Source organism: Maribacter ulvicola (genome assembly GCF_900155985.1).
In the GTDB taxonomy this organism is placed as follows: domain Bacteria; phylum Bacteroidota; class Bacteroidia; order Flavobacteriales; family Flavobacteriaceae; genus Maribacter; species Maribacter ulvicola.
The window spans coordinates 162,856-188,782 of sequence record NZ_FTMA01000005.1; the positions used below are offsets into that span (position 1 = coordinate 162,856).

The 25,927-nt window shown below is 35.3% G+C and carries 26 protein-coding genes; 15 read left to right on the forward strand and 11 right to left on the reverse strand.

Features of this window, described 5'->3' with window-relative positions:
* Positions 1 to 30: 30 nt before the first annotated feature.
* Positions 31 to 2,433 (reverse strand): glycoside hydrolase family 31 protein, encoded by a 2,403-nt coding sequence (locus BW936_RS13985; protein ID WP_076549149.1) that lies wholly within the window; start codon positions 2,431 to 2,433, stop codon positions 31 to 33.
* An 83-nt stretch (positions 2,434 to 2,516) separates the two neighbouring features.
* Positions 2,517 to 4,412, reverse strand: coding sequence for a 1,4-alpha-glucan branching protein GlgB (gene glgB / locus BW936_RS13990; RefSeq protein ID WP_076549151.1), 1,896 nt, complete (start codon positions 4,410 to 4,412; stop codon positions 2,517 to 2,519).
* 174 nt (positions 4,413 to 4,586) lie between these two features.
* On the opposite strand from glgB, the gene BW936_RS13995 reads away from it, so the two are divergent.
* The 4 genes from BW936_RS13995 to BW936_RS14010 all read left to right on the forward strand — a co-directional run bounded on the left by BW936_RS13995 (position 4,587) and on the right by BW936_RS14010 (position 7,703).
* The gene (locus BW936_RS13995) at positions 4,587 to 5,150 is read left to right on the forward strand and encodes a hypothetical protein (RefSeq protein WP_076549154.1); all 564 of its coding nucleotides are present in this window, start codon (positions 4,587 to 4,589) and stop codon (positions 5,148 to 5,150) included.
* A 158-nt stretch (positions 5,151 to 5,308) separates the two neighbouring features.
* Positions 5,309 to 5,806: a peptide-methionine (R)-S-oxide reductase MsrB gene (gene msrB / locus BW936_RS14000; RefSeq protein ID WP_076549156.1), complete on the forward strand. Its 498-nt coding sequence runs from the start codon at positions 5,309 to 5,311 to the stop codon at positions 5,804 to 5,806.
* Positions 5,807 to 6,002: 196 nt separating this feature from the next.
* On the forward strand, positions 6,003 to 7,394 hold the full coding sequence (lpdA, locus tag BW936_RS14005) for a dihydrolipoyl dehydrogenase (protein ID WP_076549159.1): 1,392 nt from the start codon (positions 6,003 to 6,005) through the stop codon (positions 7,392 to 7,394).
* Between the two features lie 21 nt (positions 7,395 to 7,415).
* Complete coding sequence (locus BW936_RS14010; protein WP_076549162.1) at positions 7,416 to 7,703, forward strand: DUF3817 domain-containing protein; 288 nt, start codon at positions 7,416 to 7,418, stop codon at positions 7,701 to 7,703.
* Here BW936_RS14010 and BW936_RS14015 read toward each other — a convergent pair.
* The 3 genes from BW936_RS14015 to BW936_RS14025 all read right to left on the reverse strand — a co-directional run bounded on the left by BW936_RS14015 (position 7,700) and on the right by BW936_RS14025 (position 9,957).
* On the reverse strand, positions 7,700 to 8,887 hold the full coding sequence (locus tag BW936_RS14015; protein ID WP_076549164.1) for a PQQ-dependent sugar dehydrogenase: 1,188 nt from the start codon (positions 8,885 to 8,887) through the stop codon (positions 7,700 to 7,702). The two genes, BW936_RS14010 and BW936_RS14015, sit on opposite strands and share 4 nt — an antisense overlap.
* A 65-nt stretch (positions 8,888 to 8,952) precedes the next feature.
* Entirely contained in the window at positions 8,953 to 9,369 is a 417-nt protein-coding gene (gene aroQ / locus BW936_RS14020; RefSeq protein WP_076549166.1) for a type II 3-dehydroquinate dehydratase, read from the reverse strand.
* A 69-nt stretch (positions 9,370 to 9,438) separates the two neighbouring features.
* A complete protein-coding gene (locus BW936_RS14025; protein WP_076549169.1) occupies positions 9,439 to 9,957 on the reverse strand; it encodes an outer membrane beta-barrel protein in 519 nt (172 codons plus the stop codon).
* Between the two features lie 210 nt (positions 9,958 to 10,167).
* Between BW936_RS14025 and xerD the strand changes: the two genes are divergently transcribed.
* Positions 10,168 to 11,070, forward strand: a complete 903-nt coding sequence (gene xerD / locus BW936_RS14030) for a site-specific tyrosine recombinase XerD (protein ID WP_076549171.1) — start codon at positions 10,168 to 10,170, stop codon at positions 11,068 to 11,070.
* Between the two features lie 350 nt (positions 11,071 to 11,420).
* On the opposite strand, the gene BW936_RS14035 is transcribed toward xerD, so the two are convergent.
* Positions 11,421 to 12,713 (reverse strand): NAD(P)/FAD-dependent oxidoreductase, encoded by a 1,293-nt coding sequence (locus tag BW936_RS14035; RefSeq protein WP_076549173.1) that lies wholly within the window; start codon positions 12,711 to 12,713, stop codon positions 11,421 to 11,423.
* Between the two features lie 100 nt (positions 12,714 to 12,813).
* Here BW936_RS14035 and BW936_RS14040 point away from each other — a divergent pair, with 100 nt between their 5' ends.
* From BW936_RS14040 to BW936_RS14050, 3 genes are all read left to right on the forward strand, one after another.
* Positions 12,814 to 14,241 carry an amidohydrolase gene (locus BW936_RS14040; RefSeq protein WP_076549175.1) on the forward strand — a complete coding sequence of 476 codons (1,428 nt, stop codon included), beginning with the start codon at positions 12,814 to 12,816 and terminating at the stop codon, positions 14,239 to 14,241.
* 124 nt (positions 14,242 to 14,365) lie between these two features.
* Positions 14,366 to 14,860: an RNA polymerase sigma factor gene (locus BW936_RS14045; protein ID WP_076549178.1), complete on the forward strand. Its 495-nt coding sequence runs from the start codon at positions 14,366 to 14,368 to the stop codon at positions 14,858 to 14,860.
* A 4-nt stretch (positions 14,861 to 14,864) separates the two neighbouring features.
* The gene (locus BW936_RS14050) at positions 14,865 to 15,515 is read left to right on the forward strand and encodes a hypothetical protein (RefSeq protein WP_076549180.1); all 651 of its coding nucleotides are present in this window, start codon (positions 14,865 to 14,867) and stop codon (positions 15,513 to 15,515) included.
* Here the strand turns inward: BW936_RS14050 and BW936_RS14055 are convergent.
* Positions 15,512 to 16,318 (reverse strand): lysophospholipid acyltransferase family protein, encoded by an 807-nt coding sequence (locus tag BW936_RS14055; RefSeq protein WP_076549183.1) that lies wholly within the window; start codon positions 16,316 to 16,318, stop codon positions 15,512 to 15,514. The two genes, BW936_RS14050 and BW936_RS14055, sit on opposite strands and share 4 nt — an antisense overlap.
* Before the next feature lie 26 nt (positions 16,319 to 16,344).
* Entirely contained in the window at positions 16,345 to 16,986 is a 642-nt protein-coding gene (locus tag BW936_RS14060) for an NUDIX hydrolase (protein WP_076549184.1), read from the reverse strand.
* Between BW936_RS14060 and BW936_RS14065 the strand changes: the two genes are divergently transcribed.
* Positions 16,985 to 17,704: a peptidylprolyl isomerase gene (locus tag BW936_RS14065; protein WP_076549186.1), complete on the forward strand. Its 720-nt coding sequence runs from the start codon at positions 16,985 to 16,987 to the stop codon at positions 17,702 to 17,704. The two genes, BW936_RS14060 and BW936_RS14065, sit on opposite strands and share 2 nt — an antisense overlap.
* Before the next feature lie 54 nt (positions 17,705 to 17,758).
* Here the strand turns inward: BW936_RS14065 and BW936_RS14070 are convergent, their stop codons facing one another.
* The gene (locus BW936_RS14070) at positions 17,759 to 18,370 is read right to left on the reverse strand and encodes a trimeric intracellular cation channel family protein (protein ID WP_076549189.1); all 612 of its coding nucleotides are present in this window, start codon (positions 18,368 to 18,370) and stop codon (positions 17,759 to 17,761) included.
* A gap of 3 nt (positions 18,371 to 18,373) precedes the next feature.
* A complete protein-coding gene (locus tag BW936_RS14075) occupies positions 18,374 to 19,099 on the reverse strand; it encodes an RDD family protein (protein ID WP_076549191.1) in 726 nt (241 codons plus the stop codon).
* A gap of 33 nt (positions 19,100 to 19,132) precedes the next feature.
* Between BW936_RS14075 and BW936_RS14080 the strand changes: the two genes are divergently transcribed.
* Genes BW936_RS14080 through BW936_RS14105 form a run of 6 tightly spaced genes read left to right on the forward strand, consistent with a single transcriptional unit; the run spans position 19,133 to position 25,295 of the window.
* Positions 19,133 to 20,119, forward strand: coding sequence for a stage II sporulation protein M (locus BW936_RS14080; RefSeq protein ID WP_076549194.1), 987 nt, complete (start codon positions 19,133 to 19,135; stop codon positions 20,117 to 20,119).
* On the forward strand, positions 20,082 to 21,020 hold the full coding sequence (locus BW936_RS14085) for a hypothetical protein (RefSeq protein WP_076549196.1): 939 nt from the start codon (positions 20,082 to 20,084) through the stop codon (positions 21,018 to 21,020). The genes BW936_RS14080 and BW936_RS14085 overlap by 38 nt, the downstream gene beginning before the upstream one ends.
* 1 nt (position 21,021) lies before the next feature.
* Positions 21,022 to 21,738 (forward strand): hypothetical protein, encoded by a 717-nt coding sequence (locus BW936_RS14090; protein WP_143744158.1) that lies wholly within the window; start codon positions 21,022 to 21,024, stop codon positions 21,736 to 21,738.
* A 7-nt stretch (positions 21,739 to 21,745) separates the two neighbouring features.
* The gene (locus BW936_RS14095) at positions 21,746 to 22,966 is read left to right on the forward strand and encodes a DUF4350 domain-containing protein (protein ID WP_076549376.1); all 1,221 of its coding nucleotides are present in this window, start codon (positions 21,746 to 21,748) and stop codon (positions 22,964 to 22,966) included.
* Positions 22,956 to 23,954, forward strand: coding sequence for an AAA family ATPase (locus tag BW936_RS14100; RefSeq protein ID WP_076549199.1), 999 nt, complete (start codon positions 22,956 to 22,958; stop codon positions 23,952 to 23,954). Before BW936_RS14095 ends, BW936_RS14100 begins: the two co-directional genes overlap by 11 nt.
* Positions 23,955 to 23,960: 6 nt before the next feature.
* Positions 23,961 to 25,295: a DUF58 domain-containing protein gene (locus tag BW936_RS14105; protein WP_076549201.1), complete on the forward strand. Its 1,335-nt coding sequence runs from the start codon at positions 23,961 to 23,963 to the stop codon at positions 25,293 to 25,295.
* Position 25,296: 1 nt separating this feature from the next.
* Here the strand turns inward: BW936_RS14105 and BW936_RS14110 are convergent, their stop codons facing one another.
* Complete coding sequence (locus BW936_RS14110; RefSeq protein WP_076549204.1) at positions 25,297 to 25,758, reverse strand: hypothetical protein; 462 nt, start codon at positions 25,756 to 25,758, stop codon at positions 25,297 to 25,299.
* Positions 25,759 to 25,927 lie beyond the last annotated feature (169 nt).

The following is a 25,927-nucleotide window of genomic DNA, read 5'->3' on the forward strand; positions in this document are numbered from 1 at the left end:
AATTTTAGTTAATGGTATTAAGCTACAAAGTTATTGTTTTCCTGATAAATGCAATAGCGTAAAGTTTTTGTCTATTAGCAAATCATTATCAGTATTAACCGATATGGTTTGCAACGACACTTCTTCATTATCTATCATTACCTTTTCTATTTCAAAGGGCAAACCATGAAAGCTAAGTTTCATTTTATCATATTCCGTATTGTAGGTACCGTCTTTAAATAATTGAATGGTCAGTGAATTATCCTTACCTGTTAACTTATAATTACTTAATGAATAGCGTCCTTTTTTATAATCATAACCATTGGTAGCATCTTCATAAACTTCTGATGTCTCTGTGCCTTCTTTGTAATATACCTCTAAAATTAATTCTTCTATTTTCTTTTCTCCAACGTATTGCTGAATAGGATATTTTGGAATTATTGCTCCTGCCTTTACAAAAATTGGCAGCATATTTAACTCTGCCGCTACCCATTTCTCTTTACCACCTACAACATGTTCGTTGGTCCAAAAATCATACCACTCTCCACGAGGTATATACATTCTACGACCCTGTGCATTAGGCTCTTGAATAGGACAAATCAATATTTTTTCACCAAAAATAAATTCATCTGTTCTAAAGTGTGTTTGATTATCTTCTTGGTCAAAGAATACCAAAGATTGCAACATTGGTACATTTTCTTTCGTGTACTTATAAAACATGGTGTATAAATAGGGTAACAACTGATAGCGTAGATTTACAAATTTCCTGACAATATCTGTAATTTCCACACCAAAGGACCATGGTTCTTGATCACCATGATCACCACTTGAATGCACTCTACAAAACGGATGAAAAATTCCTAATTGCACCCATCTGGCAAATAATTCGCCGTCAGGTTGTTCTGCAAACCCGCCAATATCTGACCCCACAAAGGAATACCCACTTAAACACATACGTTGCGCCTGAACGTTGGCAATCCACAAATGTTCCCAAGTAGCAACATTATCTCCTGTCCATGTGGAAGAATAGCGTTGTGTCCCTGCAAATGCAGCTCTAGTTATAACAAATGGCCGCTTAGGGTAAACGTACTTCTTTACACCTTCATAGGTAGCCCGCACCATTTGCATGCCATAGACATTATGTGCTTTACGGTGTGTACATGGGTGACCATCATAATTATGACGCGTATCTAAAGGTGCCGTTTTTGTTGGCACTTCCATTACTGCAGGTTCGTTCATATCATTCCAAACAGCATGTACACCTAATTCTGACATAAACTCTTTATACAACTCTGCCCACCATTCACGAACTGCGGGATTGGTGAAATCTGGAAAATTACATTCTCCAGGCCATACCTTACCATGCATTAATGGTCCATCTCCTCTTTTACAGAAATAATCATTTTCCAAGGCTTCATTATAAACCCAGTAATTGCGATCCACTTTTATACCCGGATCGATCATGACCACGGTCTTAAATCCATCTTGCTCCAATTCTGAAATCATTCTCTTTGGATCAGGAAAATGATTTTTATCCCAAGTAAAACATCGAAACCCGTCCATATAATCTATATCTAAATAGATAGCATCACAAGGTATTTGAAGTTTTCTAAACTCACTGGCCACCTCTTTTACATTACTCTCCGGATAATAACTCCATTTAGATTGATGAAAACCCAAAGCCCACATGGGCGGCAACTCTGGTGTACCGGTAAGGCTAGAATAAGAGCTTACTACTTTTGGCATATCTGGGCCAAAAATGAAGTAATAATCCATTTCACCCCCATCTGCCCAAAAGCTCGTTATATTTCTTCGTTCTTGTGAAAAATCGAAACCTGTTCTAAAACTATTGTCAAAATAAATACCGTAGGCCTTGCCTTTGTTCAAGCCTACATAAAACGGTATTGCTTTATAAAGCGGGTCCTGTTCTTTTGCAAATGCAAATTGATCGGTTACCCAATTCTCTACTCTTTTGCCTTTAAGATTACTATGCATGGCTTTATCACCCATGCCATAAAAACTCTCTCCTGATTGCGTTATTTTACTCAATTTCACGGTATTACCACCGTACTCATAGTTCTCTTCCCAATGAAAACCCAATTCGTCTTCACAGATTATATTACCCTCTAAATCAGAAATTTGAGTTCTTAAGGTCATTTTATCCACTAATACACTTAATCTTGCCGTAGAAATAATGTATTCTGTATCATTCTCTACAACTTCTAGTTTACTATAACCCATAGTAGCACTTGGGTCTATAGCATATGAGAAATCGGGTTCAAAATTATAATTTGTAGCATATCTAAAACGAATAATACTACCTCTTAATATGGTTATCTGCAAAACAACACCGTTGGCTGTGGTGAAGTAAAATTTATCTGAGTCTTGTGAAAATTCAACGATATGGTTTGGGTATAAATTACCTTTATACTCAAGCTCTGTATTTGTGATCATGAACTTATAAATTAAAAAATATCAAATTATTAGCACTACAGAAATACCTTTAAATTGCCTCTATATTGTGCAAATGTTTTAAGTTATTTCAGTATAACAATACCTAAAGGCGGTACTGTAATTTCAATGGATTTTTTATAACCATGAGACGATTTGGCAGACGATTTAACTACGCTATTTACGTTACCGCCGCCACCATACTTGGCGTCATCACTATTTAGAACTTCTGTTAATTTTCCTTTTTTAGGATTCCCTATTCTATAATTTTCTCTTGGTACGGGAGTAAAATTACAAACAATTATTAAATCATTTTCCGCATCATGACCCTTACGAATATAGGTAAGAACCGAATTTTCGTGGTCACTATAATCTATCCATTGAAAACCTTCTGGACTAAATTGCTTTTCATATAATGCCGGCGCACTTTTATATAGGTGATTTAAATCTTTTACAAAATCCTGAATGCCTTTATGACCATCATATTGCAACAAATGCCAGTCTAAACTTTGCTCAAAATTCCACTCTGCGGTCTGACCGAATTCCCCGCCCATGAACATTAATTTAGTGCCTGGGTGCGTAAACATATACCCGTATAACAATCTTAGATTTGCAAATCGCTGCCACTCATCACCTGGCATTCTATATACCAATGACTTTTTACCGTACACTACCTCATCATGCGAAAAAGGTAGCATAAAATGCTCAGTAAACGCATAGGTCATACTGAAGGTTAAATCATTCAGGTGATGTTTTCTATAAACTGGTTCTTTTTGAAAGAATTGTAGCGTATCATGCATCCAACCCATCATCCATTTCATACCAAAACCTAAACCGCTATCCTCAACGGGCTTTGATACGCCCGTAAATGCGGTAGATTCTTCTGCAATGGTCTGTACACCATCAAAACTAGAATAAACGGCCTGGTTCAACTCTCGTATAAACGACATTGCCTCTAAATTCTCATTATTACCGTACATATTAGGTTCCCACTCTCCATCTTCCCTAGAATAATCTAAGTACAACATAGACGCCACAGCATCCACCCGAAGACCATCTACATGAAATTGATCCAACCAAAATATAGCATTACTTATTAGAAATGCTCTAACCTCATTTCTACCATAATTGAATATCAAGCTCTTCCAATCTGTATGATATCCTTTTCTTCTATCTGGGTGTTCATATAAGTTGGAACCGTCAAAGAAGCCAAGGCCGTGAGCATCTTCTGGAAAATGAGAAGGTACCCAATCTAAAATTACACCTATATCGTTTTGATGAAAAGCATCTACCAAAAACTTAAATTCTTCTGGCGAACCAAATCTTGATGTAGGCGCAAAATAACCGATTAGTTGATACCCCCAAGATGGATCATACGGGTATTCCATAACAGGCATAAACTCTACATGGGTATACCCCATTTCCTTTACATAATTAACAAGGTCTATTGCAAACTCTTTATAGGTCAAAAACTTATTTTCCGCATTTTTTTTCCATGACCCTAAATGTACTTCATATACGGAATAAGGTTTATCCAATCCGTTTTTATCTTTTCTGTAGCCCATCCAAGCATCATCTTTCCAATCATGCTCAGCTGTCCATATGATAGACGCTGTATTTGGCGGGTGCTCACAATATCTTGCAAAAGGATCTGCTTTTTCTGTCCAGATATCATTATTATTGGACTGTATCTTATATTTATAAATCTCACCCTTTCCAATATTAGGAATAAAGCCTTCCCAAATACCACTAGCATCCCATCTTACATTTAGTTGGTGCTCTTCTACTTTCCACGAATTAAAATTACCAACCACAGCTACAGATTTTGCGGACGGAGCCCATACGGCAAAGTATGTACCGGCTACCCCATCTACTTCTACTAAATGTGAACCTAACTTTTCATACAGCCGATAATGCTTTCCTCCTTTAAAAAGGTTAATGTCAAAATCAGTGAAAAGTGAGTGAACTTGTACGTTAGGCATAAAGCGTATTTATTTTTGTAAAGCTAATCATCTTTTAAAGACGACCCACTCCAATTCTTTTTTCGTTGAAAATATAGCAGTTAATATCCGATATAAATTAATAAATACCAAAAATGGAACGCTTTTTGAAACAACATTTTAAAATTTAAACGTAAACCAAAAAATTATAACATTATGAAAAAACTACATTTATGTATAGGCGCGCTGGCAACACTATTTATTATATCTTGTGAAGGACCACAAGGACCTCCAGGATTTGATGGTGTAGATGGATTTGATGGAATAGATGGCGCAGACGGCATAAACATATTAGGTCAAGTAATGGATATTGAAGGTACCTTTACTTTAGATAATGACTATTCTATATTTTACGAGTTTCCACAAACTATAGAAGTTTTTGAAACAGACGTTGTTTTGGTTTACATGCTTTGGGATGTAACTGAAGATAGCAATGGTGAATCTGTTGATATATGGAGATTGATGCCACAAACGAGAATTTTGGATCAAGGCTTACTACAATACAACTTTGACTATACCTTTCTAGATGTTAATATTTTCTTGGAGTCAGATTTTGACCTATCAACCTTACCAGCAGGTGATACTGACAATCAAGTTTTTAGAATTGCAGTTTTACCGGCAGAATCAACAACTGGTAAGCTAGATACTTCTAATATTAACGCTGTAATGGCACATTTAGGTATGACAGAAGAAAACATACAGAAAGTAACCCTAGAATAATACCTCTGGGCAATTAACTTTTTAAACTATAGCCTTTGAGTATTCTTCAAAGGCTTTTTTTATACTTAATGGCAAAACCTTAGCATTAGAAATTGCCTGAGAACCATACATTGAAAGGAATACATAATTAATTCGACAGAACTAAAAAAATTGAAAAGATGAAAATAAATATTGTAATTGCATTACTGGTACTTTTTGTTAGCTGCAAAGGTACCTCTCAAGAAAAAGAAATGGCTAGCAGCACAAAAGCAACTGCCAAAAAAGAATTTGCCGTTCAGAAAACAAACAGCGAATGGAAAAAAGAGTTGACCGATGCTGAATATTACGTACTTCGTGAAGCTGCTACTGAAACCCCTTTTTCCAGCGAACTTTTGAAGAACAAAGTAAAAGGAACCTACGTTTGTGCCGCATGCGCCACTCCTCTTTTTAAAAGTTATACAAAATTTGATTCTGGTACCGGATGGCCAAGTTTCTATGAAGAGATCAAAGGTAACGTTGCTTATGATGTAGATTACAAAATTGGTTATAAAAGAACAGAAGAACACTGTGCTACGTGCGGTGGTCATTTAGGTCACGTTTTCGAAGATGGACCAGACCCTACCGGATTACGCCATTGTATTAACGGTGTTGCCTTAAATTTTGTACCCGCAGAATAATTTTTATCTCAGTAACCATACAAATAAGAGGTCTTACCAGACCTCTTATTTGTTTCTACAACCCTCATATTTAACAACCTACAACCTTTTACAGTGTCATAAATTCATATAAAAGTTCATATTTTAAAATCCTACAATCAATCTCAATTAGGTTTTGTATTTTTGCTCCTCAATTAAAACTACAAAAAATCAAAATATGAGCACTTTCGATATTATTGTATTAGGTAGTGGTCCCGGTGGCTATGTTACCGCTATTAGGGCTGCACAATTAGGCTTTAAGACTGCCGTTATTGAAAAAGAAAATTTAGGTGGTGTTTGCTTAAATTGGGGTTGTATACCAACCAAAGCCTTATTAAAATCTGCACAAGTATTTGAGTACTTGAAGCATGCAGAAGATTATGGTTTAAAAATTAATGGTGCCGATAAAGATTTTGATGCTGTAGTAAAAAGAAGCCGTGGCGTTGCCGAAGGAATGAGCAAAGGTGTTCAGTTCTTGATGAAAAAGAACAAAATAGAAGTAATTAAAGGGTACGGTACTTTAAAAGCAGGAAAGAAAGTTTCAGTGAAAGCTGAAGACGGTGCTACAACTGAATACAGTGCTAATAATATTATAATTGCAACTGGAGCAAGAAGTCGCGAACTACCTAGTTTACCACAAGACGGAAAGAAAATTATTGGGTATAGACAGGCAATGACCTTAGAAAAGCAACCTAAGAAAATGATTGTTGTGGGTAGTGGCGCAATTGGTATTGAATTTGCTTACTTCTACAACTCTATGGGGACCGAAGTTACCGTTGTTGAATATTTACCAAATATTGTACCGGTTGAAGACGAAGATGTATCCAAGCAATTAGAAAGAAGTTTCAAAAAAGCAGGAGTTAAGATCATGACCTCTGCAGAAGTTACTTCTGTTGACACTTCTGGTGATGGTGTAAAAGCTACGGTAAAAACAGCAAAAGGAGAAAAAGTACTTGAAGCTGATATCGTATTATCTGCAGTTGGTATTAAAACAAATATCGAAAATATAGGATTAGAAGATGTTGGTATCGCTACCGACAGAGATAAAATTTTGGTAAATGATTATTACCAAACGAACATCCCTGGATACTTCGCAATTGGTGATGTTACACCAGGACCGGCACTTGCACACGTTGCATCTGCAGAAGGTATTTTATGTGTTGAAAAATTAGCAGAAATGCATGTAGAGCCTTTAGATTATGGCAACATACCTGGCTGTACATATTGTTCTCCTGAAATTGCTTCTGTTGGTTTAACCGAAAAACAAGCTAGAGAAAAAGGTATCGATATTAAAGTTGGTAAATTTCCTTTCTCTGCCAGCGGAAAAGCTAAGGCTGCAGGTGCTTCTGAAGGATTTGTTAAGGTTATATATGACGCCAAGTACGGCGAATGGCTAGGCTGCCATATGATCGGTGCAGGTGTTACCGATATGATTGCTGAAGCAGTTCTTGGTCGTAAACTAGAAACTACCGGGCATGAAGTACTTAAAGCTATTCACCCACACCCAACTATGAGCGAAGCTGTAATGGAAGCTACCGCAGCAGCTTATGACGAGGTTATTCACTTATAATTAATTAAAATACAGCATAACATGTTAAAATTATTTCGAGCAACGGCAATTTTAGAAGGAATCTCATATTTGGCGTTGTTCGGGGTAACCATGCCTTTGAAATATTGGGCAGAAATACCTGAACCCAATAAATTGGTAGGCTATGCTCACGGTGTACTTTTCATTGCATTTATAGTACTAACCCTTATTATAGGATTTACCCATAAATGGAGTTTCAAAAAAATATTTATTTTCGGTATTGCGTCTCTGCTACCCTTTGCCACTTTCTACGTAGAAGAGAAGTATTTAAGACCTGAGGATAACGCTTAAGGCTGCACCTCTACTACCGTTGATAGTTCATAGATTTTTCCATCAAAAGCGCATATATACAATTCATTATTGGCATCTGTACCAAATGAAGAAATAGCTAAATTACTTTCAAATATCAAGGTATTAGTACCAGCTTGATCTAAAGCCCATATTCTACCGGATACAAAATCACCATAAATATATAATCCTTGTAATTCTGGTATGGCATCACCTCTATACACATACCCACCGGTAACCGATTTATCGTTTTCTGTGCGACCGTATTCATAAAGGGGAGCTATTAAATCTGTGGTATCACAATCATCTTCAAGAAAGCATGACGTACCTTCTGCTATATTCCATCCGTAGTTACCGCCTTTTACTACTACATCTATTTCCTCCTTCTTATCTTGTCCTACATCAGCTGCCCAAAGAGTATTTGTCTCTTTATCAAAACTAAATCTCCATGGATTTCTAAATCCGTAAGCATAAATTTCACCCCTTGCGTTTTCTTTTTCCACGTATGGATTATCCGAAGGAATAGCATAATTTAATCCTTCGTCCATACCATCTACATCAATACGTAATATTTTACCTAGCAAGCTTTCCAAATTCTGTGCATTACCATCTGGATCACCAGATCCACCGCCATCACCAGAGGCTATATATAAATATCCGTCAGAACCAAACGCCAACTGCCCACCATTATGATTGGTTGCAGGCTGTGGAATTTCCAGTAAAATGGTTTCGCTAGCATCTTCTACCATAGCAGCATTGGTTTCTGAAACCTTAAAACGAGATACCACAGCAAGTTCATCATTTGGAGTGTAAGTGACATATAAAAAGCCGTTAGATGCATATTCTGGATGAAAAGCAAAACCTAACAAACCAAGTTCACTAGCAGTTGCCGTTCTAGCCGAAATATCCAAAAAAGTAGTTACCTCTTCTGTTGTAGCATCATTACTGAAGACTTTAATAACTCCGCCTTTCTCGGCAACAAAGAGTCTAGTACTATCAGCACCAGCTGATTGAAGATCTATAGGTTGATTGAAAGTTAAATTGGAAAAAGCATTATTTACATCAAAACTTACCAAAGAATCAATTTCTATTTCAGGACTAGAAGTAAGTACCAATTCATCTTTATCACTACATGATATAGAAAGTAACGTGGTAATACCCAATAAAACAAAAGCAATTCTTTTCATAATAACGTCTTTGTTATTACTTACGAACTAATGCCTTGCTATAGATGTTAAAATTGTTTTTTGGGTTAAAACAAAAAACTCTCAATAGCCAAATCATAACTTTTTAACCCAAAACCAAGTATTACACCGCTAGCTGCTGGGGATATATAAGATAAATGCCTAAATTCTTCGCGCTGATGGGTATTGGAAATATGAACTTCTATCACTGGCGTTTCTACTGCCTTTACCGCATCGCCAATACCTACTGACGTATGCGTATACGCTGCCGCATTCAATACAATACCATCATAAGAAAAGCCGGTTTCTTGAATTTTAGAAATCAACTCCCCTTCTATATTAGATTGAAAATATTCCAATTCAACATCTTTAAACTTAAATTGCAATTTTGAAAAGTAATCCTCAAAAGTTTCTGATCCGTATACTTCTGGCTCCCTTTTTCCTAATAGATTTAGGTTAGGACCATTTATAATGATAATCTTCATACATCAAAAATAATGAATGTTACCGTACAATGAATTAGAAATGTTACAAGTAAATTTTAAAGCATTTCTTTAGCGACGAGTTCTATATTTAGGCTCAAAATTGTAAACGATACCCAAGGTAACTGTAGACCATGTAGTTTCTTCAATATCTATACCTGTGTAAGAGAAATTAACCTCAACACTAGAACTCATTAAATAAGCGACCGTAGGCCTATAATAAAGCCCTCCTTCATTACCATCATTTATTCCCATTGCATAACCTATATTTCCACCAAATGAAAAATAGTTTGATGTCCAAAAGCGAACACCTGCAGACAGGGGCATAAATTGTACAGCTTCTTGCTCTTCCCTAATAATTGTTGTTTGAAAGGTTTCTGCAAAGCCATGAATATAACCCACTGCGGGTCCTACATCTACTACTTCTCCTAACGGATACATGTATGAGAAATCTGCTCCAAGTACCACACTTACCGCTTCATTGTAATCCTCTAGTGGAATACCTCCCTGTATCCCGAACTTGAAGCCTTCTTGAGCAAAAATTCCGGTTGAAAGACATAAGGCAAATAATAAAATGAAATATTTTTTCATAGTTTGGTTGGTTTATTTCATTCAAAAATAAAGGGAAGACTAAGCTTACGGGCATCTTTGTTGTGAATACCATAAAAGTAGTTGCACACTATGCAATTGGGTAGGTCATTACATATTTAATGTACAAAAATATGCTCTATTATTCCTTTTTCATTTCTATCCACAATACTTTATGCTCTGCTGAATTAATGTATTCTTTATCTTTAAACCATGAAATGGAAGCATGCATTGAAAGATTACACCACCTATTTAAAGCTTGAACGTGGATTATCAAAAAACTCTATTCAGAGCTACACCTTGGATATTGAAAAATTGATGTCATTTCTGGAAACCCATGATATAAATACGACCCCAATTCTTATTGACAAAAACACTGTTCAACAGTTTATTTATGAAATTGCCAAAGTGGTCAACCCTAGGTCTCAAGCACGAATAATATCTGGACTCAAAAGTTTTTTTAATTATCTGATTTTTGAAGATTACCGCAAAGACAATCCCTTAGACTTAATTGAACCTCCTAAAATTGGACGCAAATTACCTGATACACTTTCTGAAAATGAAATAGATAAATTGATAAGTGCCATAGATTTAAGTTCTGCTGAAGGGGAACGTAACAGGGCAATGCTAGAAACATTATACGGTTGCGGACTACGAGTTTCTGAACTTATTGGATTAAAGATTTCTGATCTGTTTTTTGAGGAAGATTTTATTATAGTCACCGGCAAAGGAGACAAACAACGCTTTGTACCCATAAGCTCGGTGAACAAAAAATACATTGATATCTATAGAAATGAAATTAGAGTTCATTTAAATATTCAGGAAGGCCATCAAGACATCCTTTTTCTAAACCGACGCGGCAAACAACTTACCCGGGCCATGATATTCACTATCGTCAAGAATTTAGCCGTAACCATTGGCCTACAAAAGAGCATAAGTCCGCACACGTTTAGACATTCTTTTGCTACCCACTTACTTGAAAATGGTGCCGATTTACGATCTATTCAACAAATGCTAGGTCATGAAAGCATTACTACCACAGAAATTTATATGCATGTAGACCGTTCTCATTTAGCCGAAGTCATGAATACGTATCACCCTAGAAAAAGTCATTAAATTTTTCACCTGCCACCAATGGCATATACTGAAGGTTTTACTCCCTGTGTTTCGGCAAAAAAACCAATAGACCATTTATTCAGTTATATATTATTCTACAGCCCTATCATAAACTTTCACTTATTTCAAAACTAGCACCTACTACCAAACAAATACGATTAGGTGATTCCTAAATGTCAGCGTTTTCAGTGGCTAAATCTGAATTTTTTACTTAAAATAAACAGGTTTTAAAAACCTAGAAATTTCAATGGAAGCGTTTGTAAAAATAAACCTTGACGAAATAACCAACAAAACACTAACTAACTGTCAGTTACACCTTTAAAGTGCAAATATTTTATTTGATTAGTTTCCTAATCTTTGAATTGACTGTAATCTCTTTTATAAGGGCGAATAATTAAACGTGCTTCGCGATCAAATCTAATGTAGTTGTATACCCAATTGATGAATACCACCATTCTGTTTCTAAATCCGATCAAGAAAAACAAATGAACGAACATCCATACAAACCAAGCGAAAACTCCTTGAAACCTGAATTTCTTAATATCGCAGACCGCTTTGTTACGACCAATAGTTGCCATACTACCTTTATCGTTGTAGACAAATGGTCTCATGGGTTTATTTTCGAATAATCTAGTTAGGTTTTCACCTAATAATTTTCCTTGCTGTATTGCAGGTTGTGCTACCATGGGGTGACCGCGCGGGTTATCTTCTGTTGCCATGCACGCAATATCACCTATGGCAAATATCTCTGGATGACCTATTACCTGATTGAATTCGTTAACGTTAATTCTATTACCACTAGCTATTACATCTTCTGCATCTAAACCTTTTATACCGGCACCTTTAACTCCCGCCGCCCAAACTACCGTAGCAGCATCAAATTTCAACGTTGTCATTGTAGTAACCGTTTTACCATTGTAACCGGTAACACGAACACTTTTCCAAACTTGTACTCCTAATTTTTCTAAGAAATCTTCTGCTTTTTTTGATGCTTGCGTACTAAACCCCGGCAATAGGCAATCACCACCTTGCACAATATTGATCTGTGCCCTTCTGGTATCTAGATCAGGATAATCTTTTGGCAAAATACCTTTCTTAATTTCTGCCAAAGCACCAGCAAGCTCAACACCTGTGGGCCCACCACCTACAATAACAAAATTCATCAACGCATCTCTTTCATGATAGTCATCTGTAAGTAGCGCCTGTTCAAAATTCTCTAATATTAGACTACGAAGATTTAATGATTGCGGTATAGACTTCATGGACATCGTATTCTTCTCTATCTCCTTATTGCCAAAGAAATTCGTTTCAGAACCTGTTGCTACTACCAAATAGTCAAAACTTACATCACCAATATTTGTATTTACTTTTTTTGAAGCGGTGTCTATATGTTTTACTTCAGCAAGACGAAAATAAAAATTATCGTACCCTATTAAAACCTTTCGTAGTGGATAAGCAATAGAATCTGGTTCAAGACCGCCTGTAGATACTTGATATAATAAGGGTTGAAACGTATGATAATTGTTCCTATCAATAAGAACGACCTGTACCTCTTGCTTACTTAATTTTTTAGCTAGGGAAACTCCGCCAAAACCACCACCTATTATTACAATTCTAGGATAGCTTGAAAGTGGTATGTTCATAGTATGAATACTTAAATGCGAAATTAAACAAATGGACCTCTACTTTAAAATAATAATGTGTTTTTAGTATCTTTAAGTTCTAACCTAAACAAACATTAAAATGCGTAAAACCCTTATTTTATTGGCAGTACTCGGTACTTCCTTTTATTCGATGAATGCTCAAAAGAGCGAAAAAGACATTATTAAAAAATTAGAGCAAAAAAGTGACGCATACGGAATTATAGCTCAAAATATTTGGGAGTTCGCAGAAATGGGGTACCAAGAAAAGCAAAGCTCTGGTCTTCTACAGCAGACCTTACAGGATGCCGGTTTTACTATAAAAAAAGGAGTTGCAGACATCCCAACAGCCTTTATAGCTGAATATGGCAGCGGAAGTCCCGTAATTGCTATTATGGGCGAATTCGATGCCTTACCTGGTCTTTCTCAAAAAGCGCTCTCTGAAAAAGAATCTGCAGGTGCGGCAGCAGGTCACGCATGTGGACACCATTTATTCGGTACCGCTTCTACAGCTGCCGCTATCTCAACTAAAGAATGGCTAGAAGCGAACAAATCTAAAGGTACCATACGTTTTTACGGCACACCTGCAGAAGAAGGTGGATCGGGTAAAGTATATATGGTTCGCGAAGGACTTTTTAACGATGTGGATATTGCCTTACATTGGCACCCAGGGTCACAGAATGCCGCCAGTGCCGGGGCAGCATTAGCAAATAAGTCGGCTAAATTTAGATTTCACGGTATTTCCGCACATGCCGCGGCATCACCAGACAAAGGTCGTTCTGCATTAGATGGCGTTGAAGCTATGGATATGATGATAAATATGATGCGCGAGCACATACCCCAAGAAGCTAGAATTCATTATGTAATTACAGATGGCGGAAAAGCACCTAATGTTATTCCTGATTTTGCTGAAGTATATTACTATGCTCGCCATAATAGACGTGATGTTGTAATTGAAATTTTTGATCGTATGGTAAAGGCCGCAGAGGGTGCTGCCCTAGGCACAGGTACGACTATGGATTATGAGATGATCGGTGGCACTCATGAACTTTTACCAAATTTAACGTTACAAAAAGTGATGCATGAAAACTTATCTGAAGTTGGAGGAATGGAATATACAGCCAAAGAAAAGGCATTTGCGGATAAAATTGCAAAAACTTTGGGTCAGGAAAAGGCTGATTTAGCTACCGCAAAAAATGTACAACCCTACAAGACCGAAGCTAAGGCATTTGGATCAACAGATGTTGGCGATGTTAGTTTTACTGTACCAACAGTCGGTTTTAGTACGGCTACTTGGGTGCCTGGCACACCTGCACATAGCTGGCAAGCTGTTGCCGCTGGCGGAACTTCAATTGGAAACAAAGGTATGATGATAGCTGCAAAAACACTAACGATGACCGCAATTGATTTATTTAAGGATAAAAAATTAGTAGCATCTGCCAAAGCTGAATTCTTAGAAAAAAGAGGTGCAGATTTTAAGTATATCCCGCTTTTAGGGGATAGAGCTCCTGCACTAAATTATAGATACTAATTATCTGATTAAATACTATTAAAAGTACTAAAGTCAACTTTGGTACTTTTTTTATTTTATTATAGTTTTCTTGTAACAAATGAAACCTTTGCTAGACTAACATGATAAGAACAACCAACCAACAGTGAATAAAGAACTTGAACACAAATTTGTGACCGAGCTACAGGACAATCAAAATATTGTCCATAAAGTCTGTACCCTGTATACAAATGACCGTGACTCTCACAATGACCTGTTTCAAGAAATCACTATTCAACTATGGAAAGCTTACCCCAAATTTAGGGGTGATGCAAAGTTTAGTACTTGGATGTATCGTGTGGCATTGAATACCGCCATCACCTTATACCGAAAAAATAAAAGAAGAATTGATACCTCTGATTATGAGTCTATAATTTTTAAGATCAAGGCAGATGAGTATGATGAAACCGAAGAATTGCAATTGAAGCTGATGTACAAAGCTGTAAAGCAATTGAACGATGTGGACAAAGCATTGGTTTTTTTATATCTAGAGGATAAAAATTATACTGAAATCTCAGAAACTTTGGGTATTACCGAAGTAAATGCACGAGTGAAGATGAACCGTATCAAGACAAAATTAAGAACCATTTTGAATCCATAGGCATATGACGGATGAACTGGAATTATTAAAGAAAGACTGGCAGAAAAAGGAATTTAACGTTCCTAAATTAAGCTATGAGGAAATACATAAAATGATATGGAAAAAATCTTCTTCAATAGTTAGATGGATACTCATTATAAGTATTTTAGAATTTACCGTTCCGCAACTTCTGTATCTTTTACCTTCTATGCAAGAAGGTATGGAAATTTATGAAAATATTGGTGTAGCCAAATACTTACGAATATTTTCTATTTTCACCTACATTGTAGCTTTCTATTTTATATTCCAATTCTATAAAAGGTTTAAGGAAATCTCTGTTTTAGATAATTCTAAAAACTTGATGAAGAAAATAATAAAGACCAGAAAAACCGTTAAACACTACGTCATATTTTCTTTATCCATGATTATGGTCACTATAATTATAATGATCATAGGGGTATATTTAAATGACAATATCATTTCAGCGTTCCCAGAGTTAAAAGATAGTCTAGAAAATATATCAGCAGAGAAACTAAAGATAACCGTTATGCTTTCTATAGGTGTTTTTGGTATCATCTTAACTTTAGCAATGGGCGGTATTTACTTTCTACTCTATGGTCTTCTACTTAGAAAATTAAAGAATAACTATAGTGAATTGAAACATTTGGCGGTTTAAGATTGCTTCCACTCCCGCTGTTTGTTTTCTTCTTCAAATGCCAATAGATCTTTTTTAGAAATCACCTTTAAAAATGATGGGTGTTGCTCTATGGCGTATTCCAATTTTTCAATTATAGATTCGGAAGTTTCATTTTCATAATCTATCTGTAATGGTTCTTTAATAACCATAGATTGAAGAATACCTTTTTTCTTTACGCGTAGCCCCTTTTTATCAAAAGAACGTCTAAAACCGTCAATTACAACCGGTACCACTACTGGCTTATACTTTTTAATAATATGGGCGGTTCCTTTTCTTAAAGGTTTCCAAGGTGTAGTAGTCCCTTGAGGAAATGTAATGACCCAACCATCATTTAAAGCTTTACCAATACTAGAGATATCGCTCATTTTAACTTGTCTTTTTACATCCTGTCCTTCTGATCTCCATGTTCTTTCAACACTAACAGAACCCGCATAAGCCATAATTTTGGTCAGTAGACTTTTTCTCATAGTCTCGGCAGCCGCAACATAATACATGTTCAATTTAGGTTGCCAAATGTAACCTAAGTTTTTAATAGAATCTTCACGACCGCTTAAACTAGCATTGAACACATGAAACATTGCTACTACATCGGCAAAATAAGTTTGATGATTACTTACAAACAGAACATTTTTATCCGGTAAGCTTCTTATAATATCAGAACCTTCAATTTCTAACGTATTAAATCGCTTATAACGCTGATGTGAAAGAACGGCCAAAATACGAATTAGCCATTTTTTAATGAATAAGTTATGCCCAAAAGGGTTTTTGTCAAATAATCCCATAGAATGCTAAAATAAATAAATATGCCTTACAACACCTGCTTTAATAACTCTTTAATCTCATTCAACATCATTGCCGTAGCCCCCCAAACAATATAACCGTTTAATTTAAAGGCAGGTACTTCTGTAGCTACGGCATATGATGTGGTCATTTTTTTAGAAACAATTTTAGATTCATCCAAAAAATCTAGTAATGGTACTTCTAAAATCAATTCTACCTCTGACTCTTGTTTAATGAAAGGTTTAGGATTTTTATACAACCCAATATAAGGCTGAACGATAAAATTACTGGGAGGAATAAAAATTTCTGAAATTTCTTTTACCAAGGTAACATCTTTGGGTTGCACCCCAACTTCTTCATACGTTTCACGTAATGCAGTGGTCAACAAGCCATCATCTGATTTTTCTGCTTTACCTCCCGGAAATCCTACTTGGTTAGAATGTACTCCTTTATACGTTTTTCTTAAAATTAGTAGAAGATTGGTATTTTGACTTGCCGTTGGATAAAACAATGCCATAACTGCCGCCTTTCTAGCATTTTTCTTCGATAGGTTAATTCGCTTTAAATCCTCTATACGATTTTCTGGAGCCATTTTATATTGTGAAGCCTCTCCCGGTAGCGGCAAATCCTTTATTTTTGATATTTGTTGTTCAAAAAAATTGAAATCCATGCGTTCACTTATATTCTATATATTTCTTTTTATCACTATTATAACCTTTGCTAGCTGCAAAGATACCGCTAAGAAAGTTGACGGTACAACTTCTAAACAACGGACAATAACAGACACTATTAAAAATACAGAAAAAGAAGTTCTAAAAGACGAACAAGAAAAAGCTTTTGAACTGACCGAAGACAATGCTATCGATTTCTTTTTCAACTATGAAAAAACCCTAAAATCTAACAAAGTAAAAATTACGACCAACCTTGGTAGTTTTACCATAGAGTTGTTTGATAATGTACCTTACCACAGAGCTAACTTTATCTACCTGACTGAAAAAGGGTATTTTAATTACACCCAATTTCATAGAGTAGTCAAAAATTTCATTATTCAAGGTGGAAATTCTGATGACGCAAAAACAGGTAAAAAAAGAACTGATATTGGCAGGTACTTATTACCGCCAGATACCCGAAAAGGCCACAAACACCATAGGGGAACAGTTTCTATGCCCAGTAGCGAATTGGACAACCCCCATATGCTAGCCAGTCCTTTTGAATTCTTCATTGTGGTAACCGATCCAGGCTCTTATCATTTAGATGACGAATACACTCCTTTTGGTAGAGTTATTGAAGGTATGAATGTGGTCGATAAAATTAACAACGTACCCGTTGAAAAAGGAGATTGGCCATTACAGAACATCTATATTGAAAAAGCAGAAGTTTTAGAGTAGCTGTTGATTTCTGAAATACACCGGTTCAGCTTCGATAAATACCAATGATAAGCTTCATATTTCTTTACGATAGATATTTGGCAGCGAAATTTTAAACCTAACCGCCAAAACCCTCATGATTATAATTGTAACGATCGCCATGGAATAGGCTATGGTATTTTGAATTGGAAATTGAATTAAAAGAAAATACACCAAGCCACCTAAAATACAGACGGTTGCATAAATTTCCTTTCTAAATATAACAGGTATTTCATTGCATAAAATATCTCTGAGTACACCGCCAAAGCAAGCTGTTATAGTACCTAAGGCAATACACATCACAGGCGGTAAATCTGCCGCTAATCCTTTTTCTATGCCCACCATAGTGTATAGCCCTATACCGATAGAATCAAAAAGAAAGAGTGATCTCCTAACATATTTTAACTGCTTTACAAAAATGATAGTCAGCAAAACGGTTATTACGATTATTAACAAATGTAATGGCGCATTCAACCATCCTACTGGTCCAATACCAATTAACAGATCGCGCAAAGTACCGCCACCCACCGCAGTTACAAAAGCAATGATAAATACGCCAAAGGCATCTAGTTTTTTATCCATCGCAACCAAAACTCCTGAAATAGCAAATGCAATGGTTCCTAAAATATCAATGAAGAAATAAAACATTAGTTATAGCTTTTGAGTAAAATAATTATAATCTTTTAAAATAGTATCTAAATACTGCTTATCATATAAATCTGAATTGGTCTGCAATATACTATCAACTTTATCTTTAAGAGCTTTCATCGTTTTAAAATCGTTACTTTTTTGAGCTATTTCAAAAGTTTCTTTGATCAATCTTACATCTTTATCCGTCAATAGGGTAACATTGGTAAATTTAGGTACATAATTATCCGTTACTTCTTCTAAAATGGTATGTGAAACCTTGGCATGTGTTTTAGTACTAATTACTACGGTGCCCGCCGCGGCATCTCCTAATCGTTGACTCTTTTCAGAAAACAAAATAGTTAAAATACCTATTGACCCCATAAAAAGCAAAATATCTACCAAACGTAGCATCCAACGAATTAAATAATTGCTCCATCTCACCGGTGAACCATCAACCGATACGACTCTCATCTTCATCATCATTTTACCCACAGTTCTACCATTAAAAATAATGTGCATCAACAAACTGTAAAACATTGCCGGTAAAGCAATTAAACCAACAATACCTCGCTGCGTCCATCCATCATCATAAATATAACCTATGGCAGTACCAATTAAATCTACTAGAAAATAGTAGAGGTATAATATAAGTGCATCAATAAAAAATGCCACTATTCGTTCACCAATACCAACAATAGCATAATTAAGGTTCACATTTTGCGTTGTATTGATTTGGAGGTTATTCATTAAGTCTTAATTTTAACATGGTAAAAATAAATTATGCGCGAAGCTGCTTTTGTAAAGCAAAATAAGGAAAAATGGATAGCATTTGAAAAAGCTATCAACCTAGATGCTACTTTAAACCCAGATGAACTTGCCAATGGCTACATTCAACTGACTAATGATTTAGCCTACGCGCAAACGTATTACGCAGAAAGCAAGACTTTATTGTATTTAAATGGATTGGCTTCTCAGGCACACCAAAAAATCTACAAGAACAAAAAAGAAGATAAAAATAGAATTAAGCGCTTTTGGCTTACTGAATTCCCTCTTTTTTTTAAACAATATCACAGTACATTAGGTATCGCCTTTTTTATATTTATCATAGCTTCTGCCATTGGATCTCTATCCGCATTGAACGACGCAAGTTTTGTTAGGTTAATATTAGGCGATGCTTATGTGAATGAAACACTGAATAATATTGCCAACGGTGACCCTGCTGCTATCTATAAAGGGGGAAGTGAAATAGGTTCATTTTTAGGCATTACCATTAATAATATACGAGTTGCATTTTTAGCATTTGCTTTTGGAGTAATTACCAGTATAGGTACCGGTTATATTCTTTTTAGTAACGGGGTAATGCTGGGTGCATTCATCACATTCTTTTATACCAAGGGTGTTTTCTTTGAGGCGAACAAGCAAATTTGGCTGCATGGTACCATTGAAATTTCAGTCATTATAATTGCCGGGTGTGCCGGTTTAATAATGGGGAATAGTATTCTTTTTCCTAAAACATACTCTAGGCGCGTGTCTTTTATGAAAGGGGCTAAAGACGGATTAAAAGTTGTGGTAAGCACCATTCCGTTTTTTATCATTGCCGGTTTTATTGAAGGTTTTATTACCCGATATACAGGAATGCCAAATTGGTTGGCATTTCTAATTATTGGCGCCTCTCTATTCTTGATTATATTTTATTACATAGCATACCCCATTATACTTAATAACCAACATGAAAGACAATTACATACCGTTACAGGCAAACCGTGATTTTGGCGGAATCATAACCGTTTATTTCGATTTTTTTAAACAGAATATTAAGAACTTCACCAACGTATTTATAAGTTATAATGGTGTTTTTTTAATAGGCCTTTTAATTACCAGCTATTTATTAGTATCTGGATTTTTAGGTTTCATTGCTCAAGAATTTAATAATGATTCTTTTGTTGACGGTAATGAATTTGAGCTAGACCACTACCTTTATTTAGGTATAGGCGGTTTTTTGTTCGTCATCATTTTAATTGGTGTAGCTTTCTTGAACTATTCTTTATCTACGAGCTACATGATCAAATATGTGGAAACCAGAGATGAAAACGTAGATAAAAAAGAGGTTTGGGAACTGGCTAAAAGTCAATTTGGAAATATCTTCTTATTCGTTTTACTATTGATTCCTATTTACTTTGTGTTTGTTATTGCAGCGGTGATATTAGCTTTCATTCCTTTATTAGGCTTTATTGGTCAGTATATAGTTCAATTCTTTTTAACTGCTTGGGTGGGCGTTTCATTTTTTGAAATGATACAAAAGAAAAAAGGTGTTACAGAGGCTTTAGGCGAGGGTTGGAAATTGGTGACTACTAATTTTTGGAAATCTGTAGGTGTCAACTTTATATTAGGTCTCTTACTAGGCATTTTAATGATGATCGCATTATTTGTTCCCGGTATTATTATAGGGATATATACCTTTCATGTAGTTGAAAATAATGTGGACTACTCCCAATCTATCGTTTCTACCATAGTTTATACTTTAGGTACTTGCATTGTTTTAATTATTGCGGTGTATGGCCAATGCCTATCGCAGTTTGTAAACGGTATTCTATATTACGCCTTACATGAGAAAGCCTACAATGAAAATACTAGAGCAACCATTGAGCAAATAGGTCAAAACGATTAAGTTGAAGTATATTATTCTCATCATATCCTTTCTGCTAACTACCTTAGTGACTTTTGCACAGGGTACAAATGATAGTATCGTAAAAATAGATTCTTCATCTGTATTGACGGTACGTAATAATCATGAAGATCTCTCTAAAAAATACACCGGAGATGAGTTTAATTACACTTTTAAAACGGGGGAGTCTCAAAATCTATTAGCTCGTTTTATAAATTGGTCAGGACAAGGATTGAACAGTATTTTTGGCATTACTATTTCGCCACAACTACTAGAGCTTATTGAATACTTTATCTATTTTTTACTGATTATTTTGGTTATCTACCTTGTGGTAAAATTACTGATCAATGAAAACTTTAATTCCCTTTTTCAGAAAAAAGCCAGTATCATCAACGATATCAATTTAACCGAAGAGCATATTGAAGGCATCGACATCAATAATCTTCTCAGCACTGCTATAGAACAAAAAGACTATCGTCTTGCCATACGCTATCAGTTTCTGCTTACGCTACAAAAATTATCTAAAGGTGATATCATTGAATGGCATTTTGATAAAACAAACTCTGACTATTTTACTGAAATTGAGCAACCGGAAATAAAAAAAGGTTTTAAAAAAATAGCTTATCTGTATGATTATATATGGTACGGTGAGCAAACTATAGATGATACTAAATACACGAAATCGGTTTTAGATTTTGAATCGATCAACAAACAAATTTAACCATAATTTGGGTAAACGTTCTAAAATAATACTTGGGCTTTTCATTGCGGTGCTAATTGGTATCATTGTAACAGAAATTGTGCGTCCTAGACCCATAAACTGGAAACCTTCATACACCTCTGTATCTAAAATTCCGTTTGGCTGTTTTGTGCTTTTCAACGAACTACCCAATATTTTTTCCAATAGTGAAATTGAATCTGTAGAAAGTAGTATTTACGATGCGCTACTACAAAGAGACAGTACTATACCTTCTAATTATGTAATTATCAACGATTATATCTATTTAGATGAACAAGAAACCAATCAGGTTTTAAAATATGTAGCAGGTGGCAACCAAGTGTTTATTGCAACCAGTAATCTTACTGGACAACTGGCCGATACTTTAAATATAGAAATCACACAACAGTACGATATTCTAGAAGATTCGGTCAAGGCTTCTTTTACCAATAAAAACTTTAAACAAAATAATTTTTACTTTTCAAGAGGTGCCCACCCAAGTTATTTTGTAAGTGTTGATACTGTTAATACACAAATATTAGGACACCTACAGTTTACATCTTCCTCGTTTTTAGAGAATAACAAAGAAGAAATTAAGGTGCGCCCCAACTTTATTAAAACTTCTTTTGGAAAGGGAAATTTCATCATCAATACCTTACCGGTTGCCTATACCAATTTTTATATGTTAAGCGATAATACTGACTATAGTACGCAAAGTTTTTCTTATTTAAGCGACCAACTCTTGTTTTGGGACGATTACAAGAAAACTGGAAGAAAGGTGATTACCTCACCTATGCGTTTTGTATTAAATCAGCCCGCATTAAAATGGAGCTATTACCTACTAGTAATTGGCTTACTACTTTTTGTCATCTTCAAAGCAAAACGACAACAACGAATTATACCTGTTATAAAACCTTTAGAAAACTCATCTGTAGCTTTTGCCAAAACCGTGGGATCATTATATTACCAACACAGAGATTATACCAATTTAAACGATAAAAAAATGACCTACTTTTTAACCTACGTTAGAAATAGGTATTATATGAACACTACAGTTTTAGATGAAAATTTTATCACACAATTAAGCGCTAAAGCCGGTAAATCTAGAGAAGAGACAAAAGCACTAGTTGAACTCTTACTTCGTCTTAAAAATAAACCTGTACATACTGAACAAGATGCTTTAGTTCTAGTTCAGAAAATAAATTCATTTAAACAATCCTATGGAAGATAATACTCAAGATGAAAACAACGTAGAATTTAATTCTCGTATTGATCTCACCAAACTTCAAGAATCTGTTGTTAAGATCAAATCAGAACTTGGAAAAGTTATTATAGGTCAACAAGAAATGATCGAGTTATTGATAGTTTCTATTTTGGCGAACGGGCATTCACTTATTGAAGGTGTACCGGGTGTAGCCAAAACCGTAACGGCAAAACTTTTGGCAAAGACCATGAACGTAGATTTTAGTAGAATTCAATTTACGCCAGATTTAATGCCTAGTGATATTTTAGGTACTTCTATATTTAATGTAAAGACCTCTGAATTCGAATTTAAAAAAGGACCTATTTTCTCAAATATAATACTGATTGATGAGATAAACCGTGCCCCTGCCAAAACCCAAGCCGCCCTTTTTGAAGCCATGGCAGAAAGGCAGATCACCATTGATGGAAATGAATTTGAAATGCAACCTCCTTTTTTGGTTTTTGCCACTCAAAATCCTGTTGAACAAGAAGGTACATATAGATTGCCTGAAGCTCAATTAGACCGTTTTCTGTTTAAAATAAATGTACATTACCCTACTTTAGAGGAAGAAATACAGATTTTAGAAAACAAGCATCAACAAAAAAACACCAATGTAGAAGCATTAATTAATTCCGTTCTTTCTGCAGATCAAATTGCCGCTTATCAACTGGTGATAAAGGATATCATTGTAGAAGATAACTTATTGAAATATATAGCCGCTATCGTTAACAATACTAGAACTAATGCTAATTTATATTTAGGTGCATCGCCAAGGGCTTCTATTGCCATTTTAGACGCTTCTAAAGCAGTTGCTGCTATTAACGGAAGGGATTTTATTACGCCCGATGACATTAAGAAAGTAGTTGGTCCTATATTGGGACATAGAATCATATTAACTCCTGAAAGGGAAATGGAAGGCTACACTTCAGAAAAAATGATAAACGACCTTATTCAGACCATCGAAATTCCTAGATAAATCATCGTGAAAAACATATTCAAAAATATATTTCTTCAAAAGAGGTTTTTCTTAGTTTTAACAGGAATCATCCTTTGCTTTTTGGTGTCCTATATTTTTGAGAACCTTTTATTTGTTGCCAAGCTAATTTTCTATTTATTCTCAGCGCTGATCATTGTAGATATTATCCTTCTCTTTTTATCAAAAGGAAAAATTGTGTCAGACAGAATTGTTCCTGATAAACTTTCTAACGGTGATGAAAACAACATCAAAATCAAGGTTACCAATCAATACTTATTTTCTAGCCGGGTCAACATTATAGACGAGCTTCCTTTTCAATTTCAAAAAAGGGACTTTAATTTTCAAATTGTACTAAAATCCGGAGAGCAAAAATTTTACACTTATGCTGTTAGACCTGTTGAACGGGGCGTTTATAGCTTTGGTAATTTGAATGTATTTGCTAGCTCGCCTATTGGCTTTCTAGCTAAAAAATACACGTTTGATCATAATAAGGAGGTACCTGTTTACCCCTCATTTTTACAACTTCGCAAATATGATCTTTTGACCTTTAGCAATCGCTTGCTTGAATTTGGTATTAAAAAAATTAGACGTATTGGCCATACAATGGAGTTTGAACAAATTAAAGACTACATACAGGGCGATGATATTAGAAACATAAACTGGAAGGCGACTGCCAAAAGAGGTCAGCTAATGGTCAACCAATTTCAAGATGAAAAATCGCAACCCATCTATTCTATTATAGATAAAGGTAGGGTAATGAAAATGCCTTTTAACTCTCTTAGTTTATTGGACTATGCTATAAACGCTACTCTGGTTATCAGCAATATAGCACTAAAAAAGAATGACAAGGCAGGTATGTTTTCTTTTAGCAATAAAATAGAGTATAGGGTTATTGCCGAACGTAAAAGCTCTCAAATGAACCTTATTCTTGAAACGCTATATAACTTAAGAACTAACTTTGTGGAAAGTGATTTTAGTAGATTATATATTGATGTAAAAAGACATTTACCTCAACGAAGCCTTTTGCTTTTATATACCAATTTTGAAACTTTAGACGCTTTACACCGTCAATTGCCCTATTTACAAGCAATTGCAAAACAACATTTATTAGTGGTTATTTTCTTTGAAAACACAGAGCTTTTCTCTTACGCACAAAAAAAGCCAAACAATACCTTAGAAATGTATGAGCAGGCTATTTCAGAGAAATTTTTATACGAGAAACAATTGGTAGTGAACGAGCTTAAAAAGTATGGTATACAGACCATTTTAACCAAACCAGAAAACCTGACTATCAACACCATAAATAAATATTTAGAAATTAAAGCGAAGGGACTGTTATAAACTACCGAAGCAGATAAGCCGCCTGTAATTCTGAGGTTATATCGCCAGTTCCATTTTCTACGAATTTGGGTAATTGTATTTCATTTGTATGTTCTATTTGTGCAACCAGACAACCACAATTTTTACCGCCACCATTTCTCCTTCTAGTATTGTCGGTTAAAATATGTATTGCCATACCAGCTAAAACACCTCCTAAAGTAGTGTACAAAACATCTTTAGTTTCCCATTCGTACCCTTTAGACTGATCATAAATACCCTCTTTCGCAAGACCTACCGCTAAACTACTACCTACTGCTCCAGCCCATTTCCAGCCTTTTTGACCATTAGATATTTTATGAGCAGCATACCCTCCGGCAATACCAACTACGACCCCTGCTCCTATATGCTTTGCTGCATCACCAGGGTCTTGGGCATGTAAATGAACACTTATGATAAAAGCAAAAAATAGAACTATAAATTTCATATTGTCAACTAGTGATTTTTGTTTTTATAACGAGCGTTGGCAAATAAAATTATCCTAATATTTTATAGAGTAAAAAATGCAAATCAATAAAGTTAAAACTTAACTTTAAGCGTTTATTACTTGTCATTTACAAATGATCTCAAAGTAAAGTTCGACTCCAAATTCCGAC

Bases quoted from the DNA above. Each gene is read 5' to 3' on its own strand.
- BW936_RS14085 (WP_076549196.1), top strand. From the start codon at position 20,082: ATGAAAGACAATTACATACCGTTACAGGCAAACCGTGATTTTGGCGGA.
- BW936_RS14040 (WP_076549175.1), top strand. From the start codon at position 12,814: ATGCGTAAAACCCTTATTTTATTGGCAGTACTCGGTACTTCCTTTTAT.
- BW936_RS14080 (WP_076549194.1), top strand. From the start codon at position 19,133: ATGCGCGAAGCTGCTTTTGTAAAGCAAAATAAGGAAAAATGGATAGCA.
- aroQ (WP_076549166.1), bottom strand. From the start codon at position 9,369: ATGAAGATTATCATTATAAATGGTCCTAACCTAAATCTATTAGGAAAA.
- xerD (WP_076549171.1), top strand. From the start codon at position 10,168: ATGAAATGGAAGCATGCATTGAAAGATTACACCACCTATTTAAAGCTT.
- BW936_RS14060 (WP_076549184.1), bottom strand. From the start codon at position 16,986: ATGGATTTCAATTTTTTTGAACAACAAATATCAAAAATAAAGGATTTG.
- lpdA (WP_076549159.1), top strand. From the start codon at position 6,003: ATGAGCACTTTCGATATTATTGTATTAGGTAGTGGTCCCGGTGGCTAT.
- BW936_RS13995 (WP_076549154.1), top strand. From the start codon at position 4,587: ATGAAAAAACTACATTTATGTATAGGCGCGCTGGCAACACTATTTATT.
- BW936_RS14050 (WP_076549180.1), top strand. From the start codon at position 14,865: ATGACGGATGAACTGGAATTATTAAAGAAAGACTGGCAGAAAAAGGAA.
- BW936_RS14065 (WP_076549186.1), top strand. From the start codon at position 16,985: ATGCGTTCACTTATATTCTATATATTTCTTTTTATCACTATTATAACC.
- BW936_RS14015 (WP_076549164.1), bottom strand. From the start codon at position 8,887: ATGAAAAGAATTGCTTTTGTTTTATTGGGTATTACCACGTTACTTTCT.
- BW936_RS14100 (WP_076549199.1), top strand. From the start codon at position 22,956: ATGGAAGATAATACTCAAGATGAAAACAACGTAGAATTTAATTCTCGT.
- BW936_RS14070 (WP_076549189.1), bottom strand. From the start codon at position 18,370: ATGTTTTATTTCTTCATTGATATTTTAGGAACCATTGCATTTGCTATT.
- BW936_RS14075 (WP_076549191.1), bottom strand. From the start codon at position 19,099: ATGAATAACCTCCAAATCAATACAACGCAAAATGTGAACCTTAATTAT.
- BW936_RS14010 (WP_076549162.1), top strand. From the start codon at position 7,416: ATGTTAAAATTATTTCGAGCAACGGCAATTTTAGAAGGAATCTCATAT.
- BW936_RS14035 (WP_076549173.1), bottom strand. From the start codon at position 12,713: ATGAACATACCACTTTCAAGCTATCCTAGAATTGTAATAATAGGTGGT.
- glgB (WP_076549151.1), bottom strand. From the start codon at position 4,412: ATGCCTAACGTACAAGTTCACTCACTTTTCACTGATTTTGACATTAAC.
- BW936_RS14110 (WP_076549204.1), bottom strand. From the start codon at position 25,758: ATGAAATTTATAGTTCTATTTTTTGCTTTTATCATAAGTGTTCATTTA.
- BW936_RS13985 (WP_076549149.1), bottom strand. From the start codon at position 2,433: ATGATCACAAATACAGAGCTTGAGTATAAAGGTAATTTATACCCAAAC.
- BW936_RS14055 (WP_076549183.1), bottom strand. From the start codon at position 16,318: ATGGGATTATTTGACAAAAACCCTTTTGGGCATAACTTATTCATTAAA.
- BW936_RS14025 (WP_076549169.1), bottom strand. From the start codon at position 9,957: ATGAAAAAATATTTCATTTTATTATTTGCCTTATGTCTTTCAACCGGA.
- msrB (WP_076549156.1), top strand. From the start codon at position 5,309: ATGAAAATAAATATTGTAATTGCATTACTGGTACTTTTTGTTAGCTGC.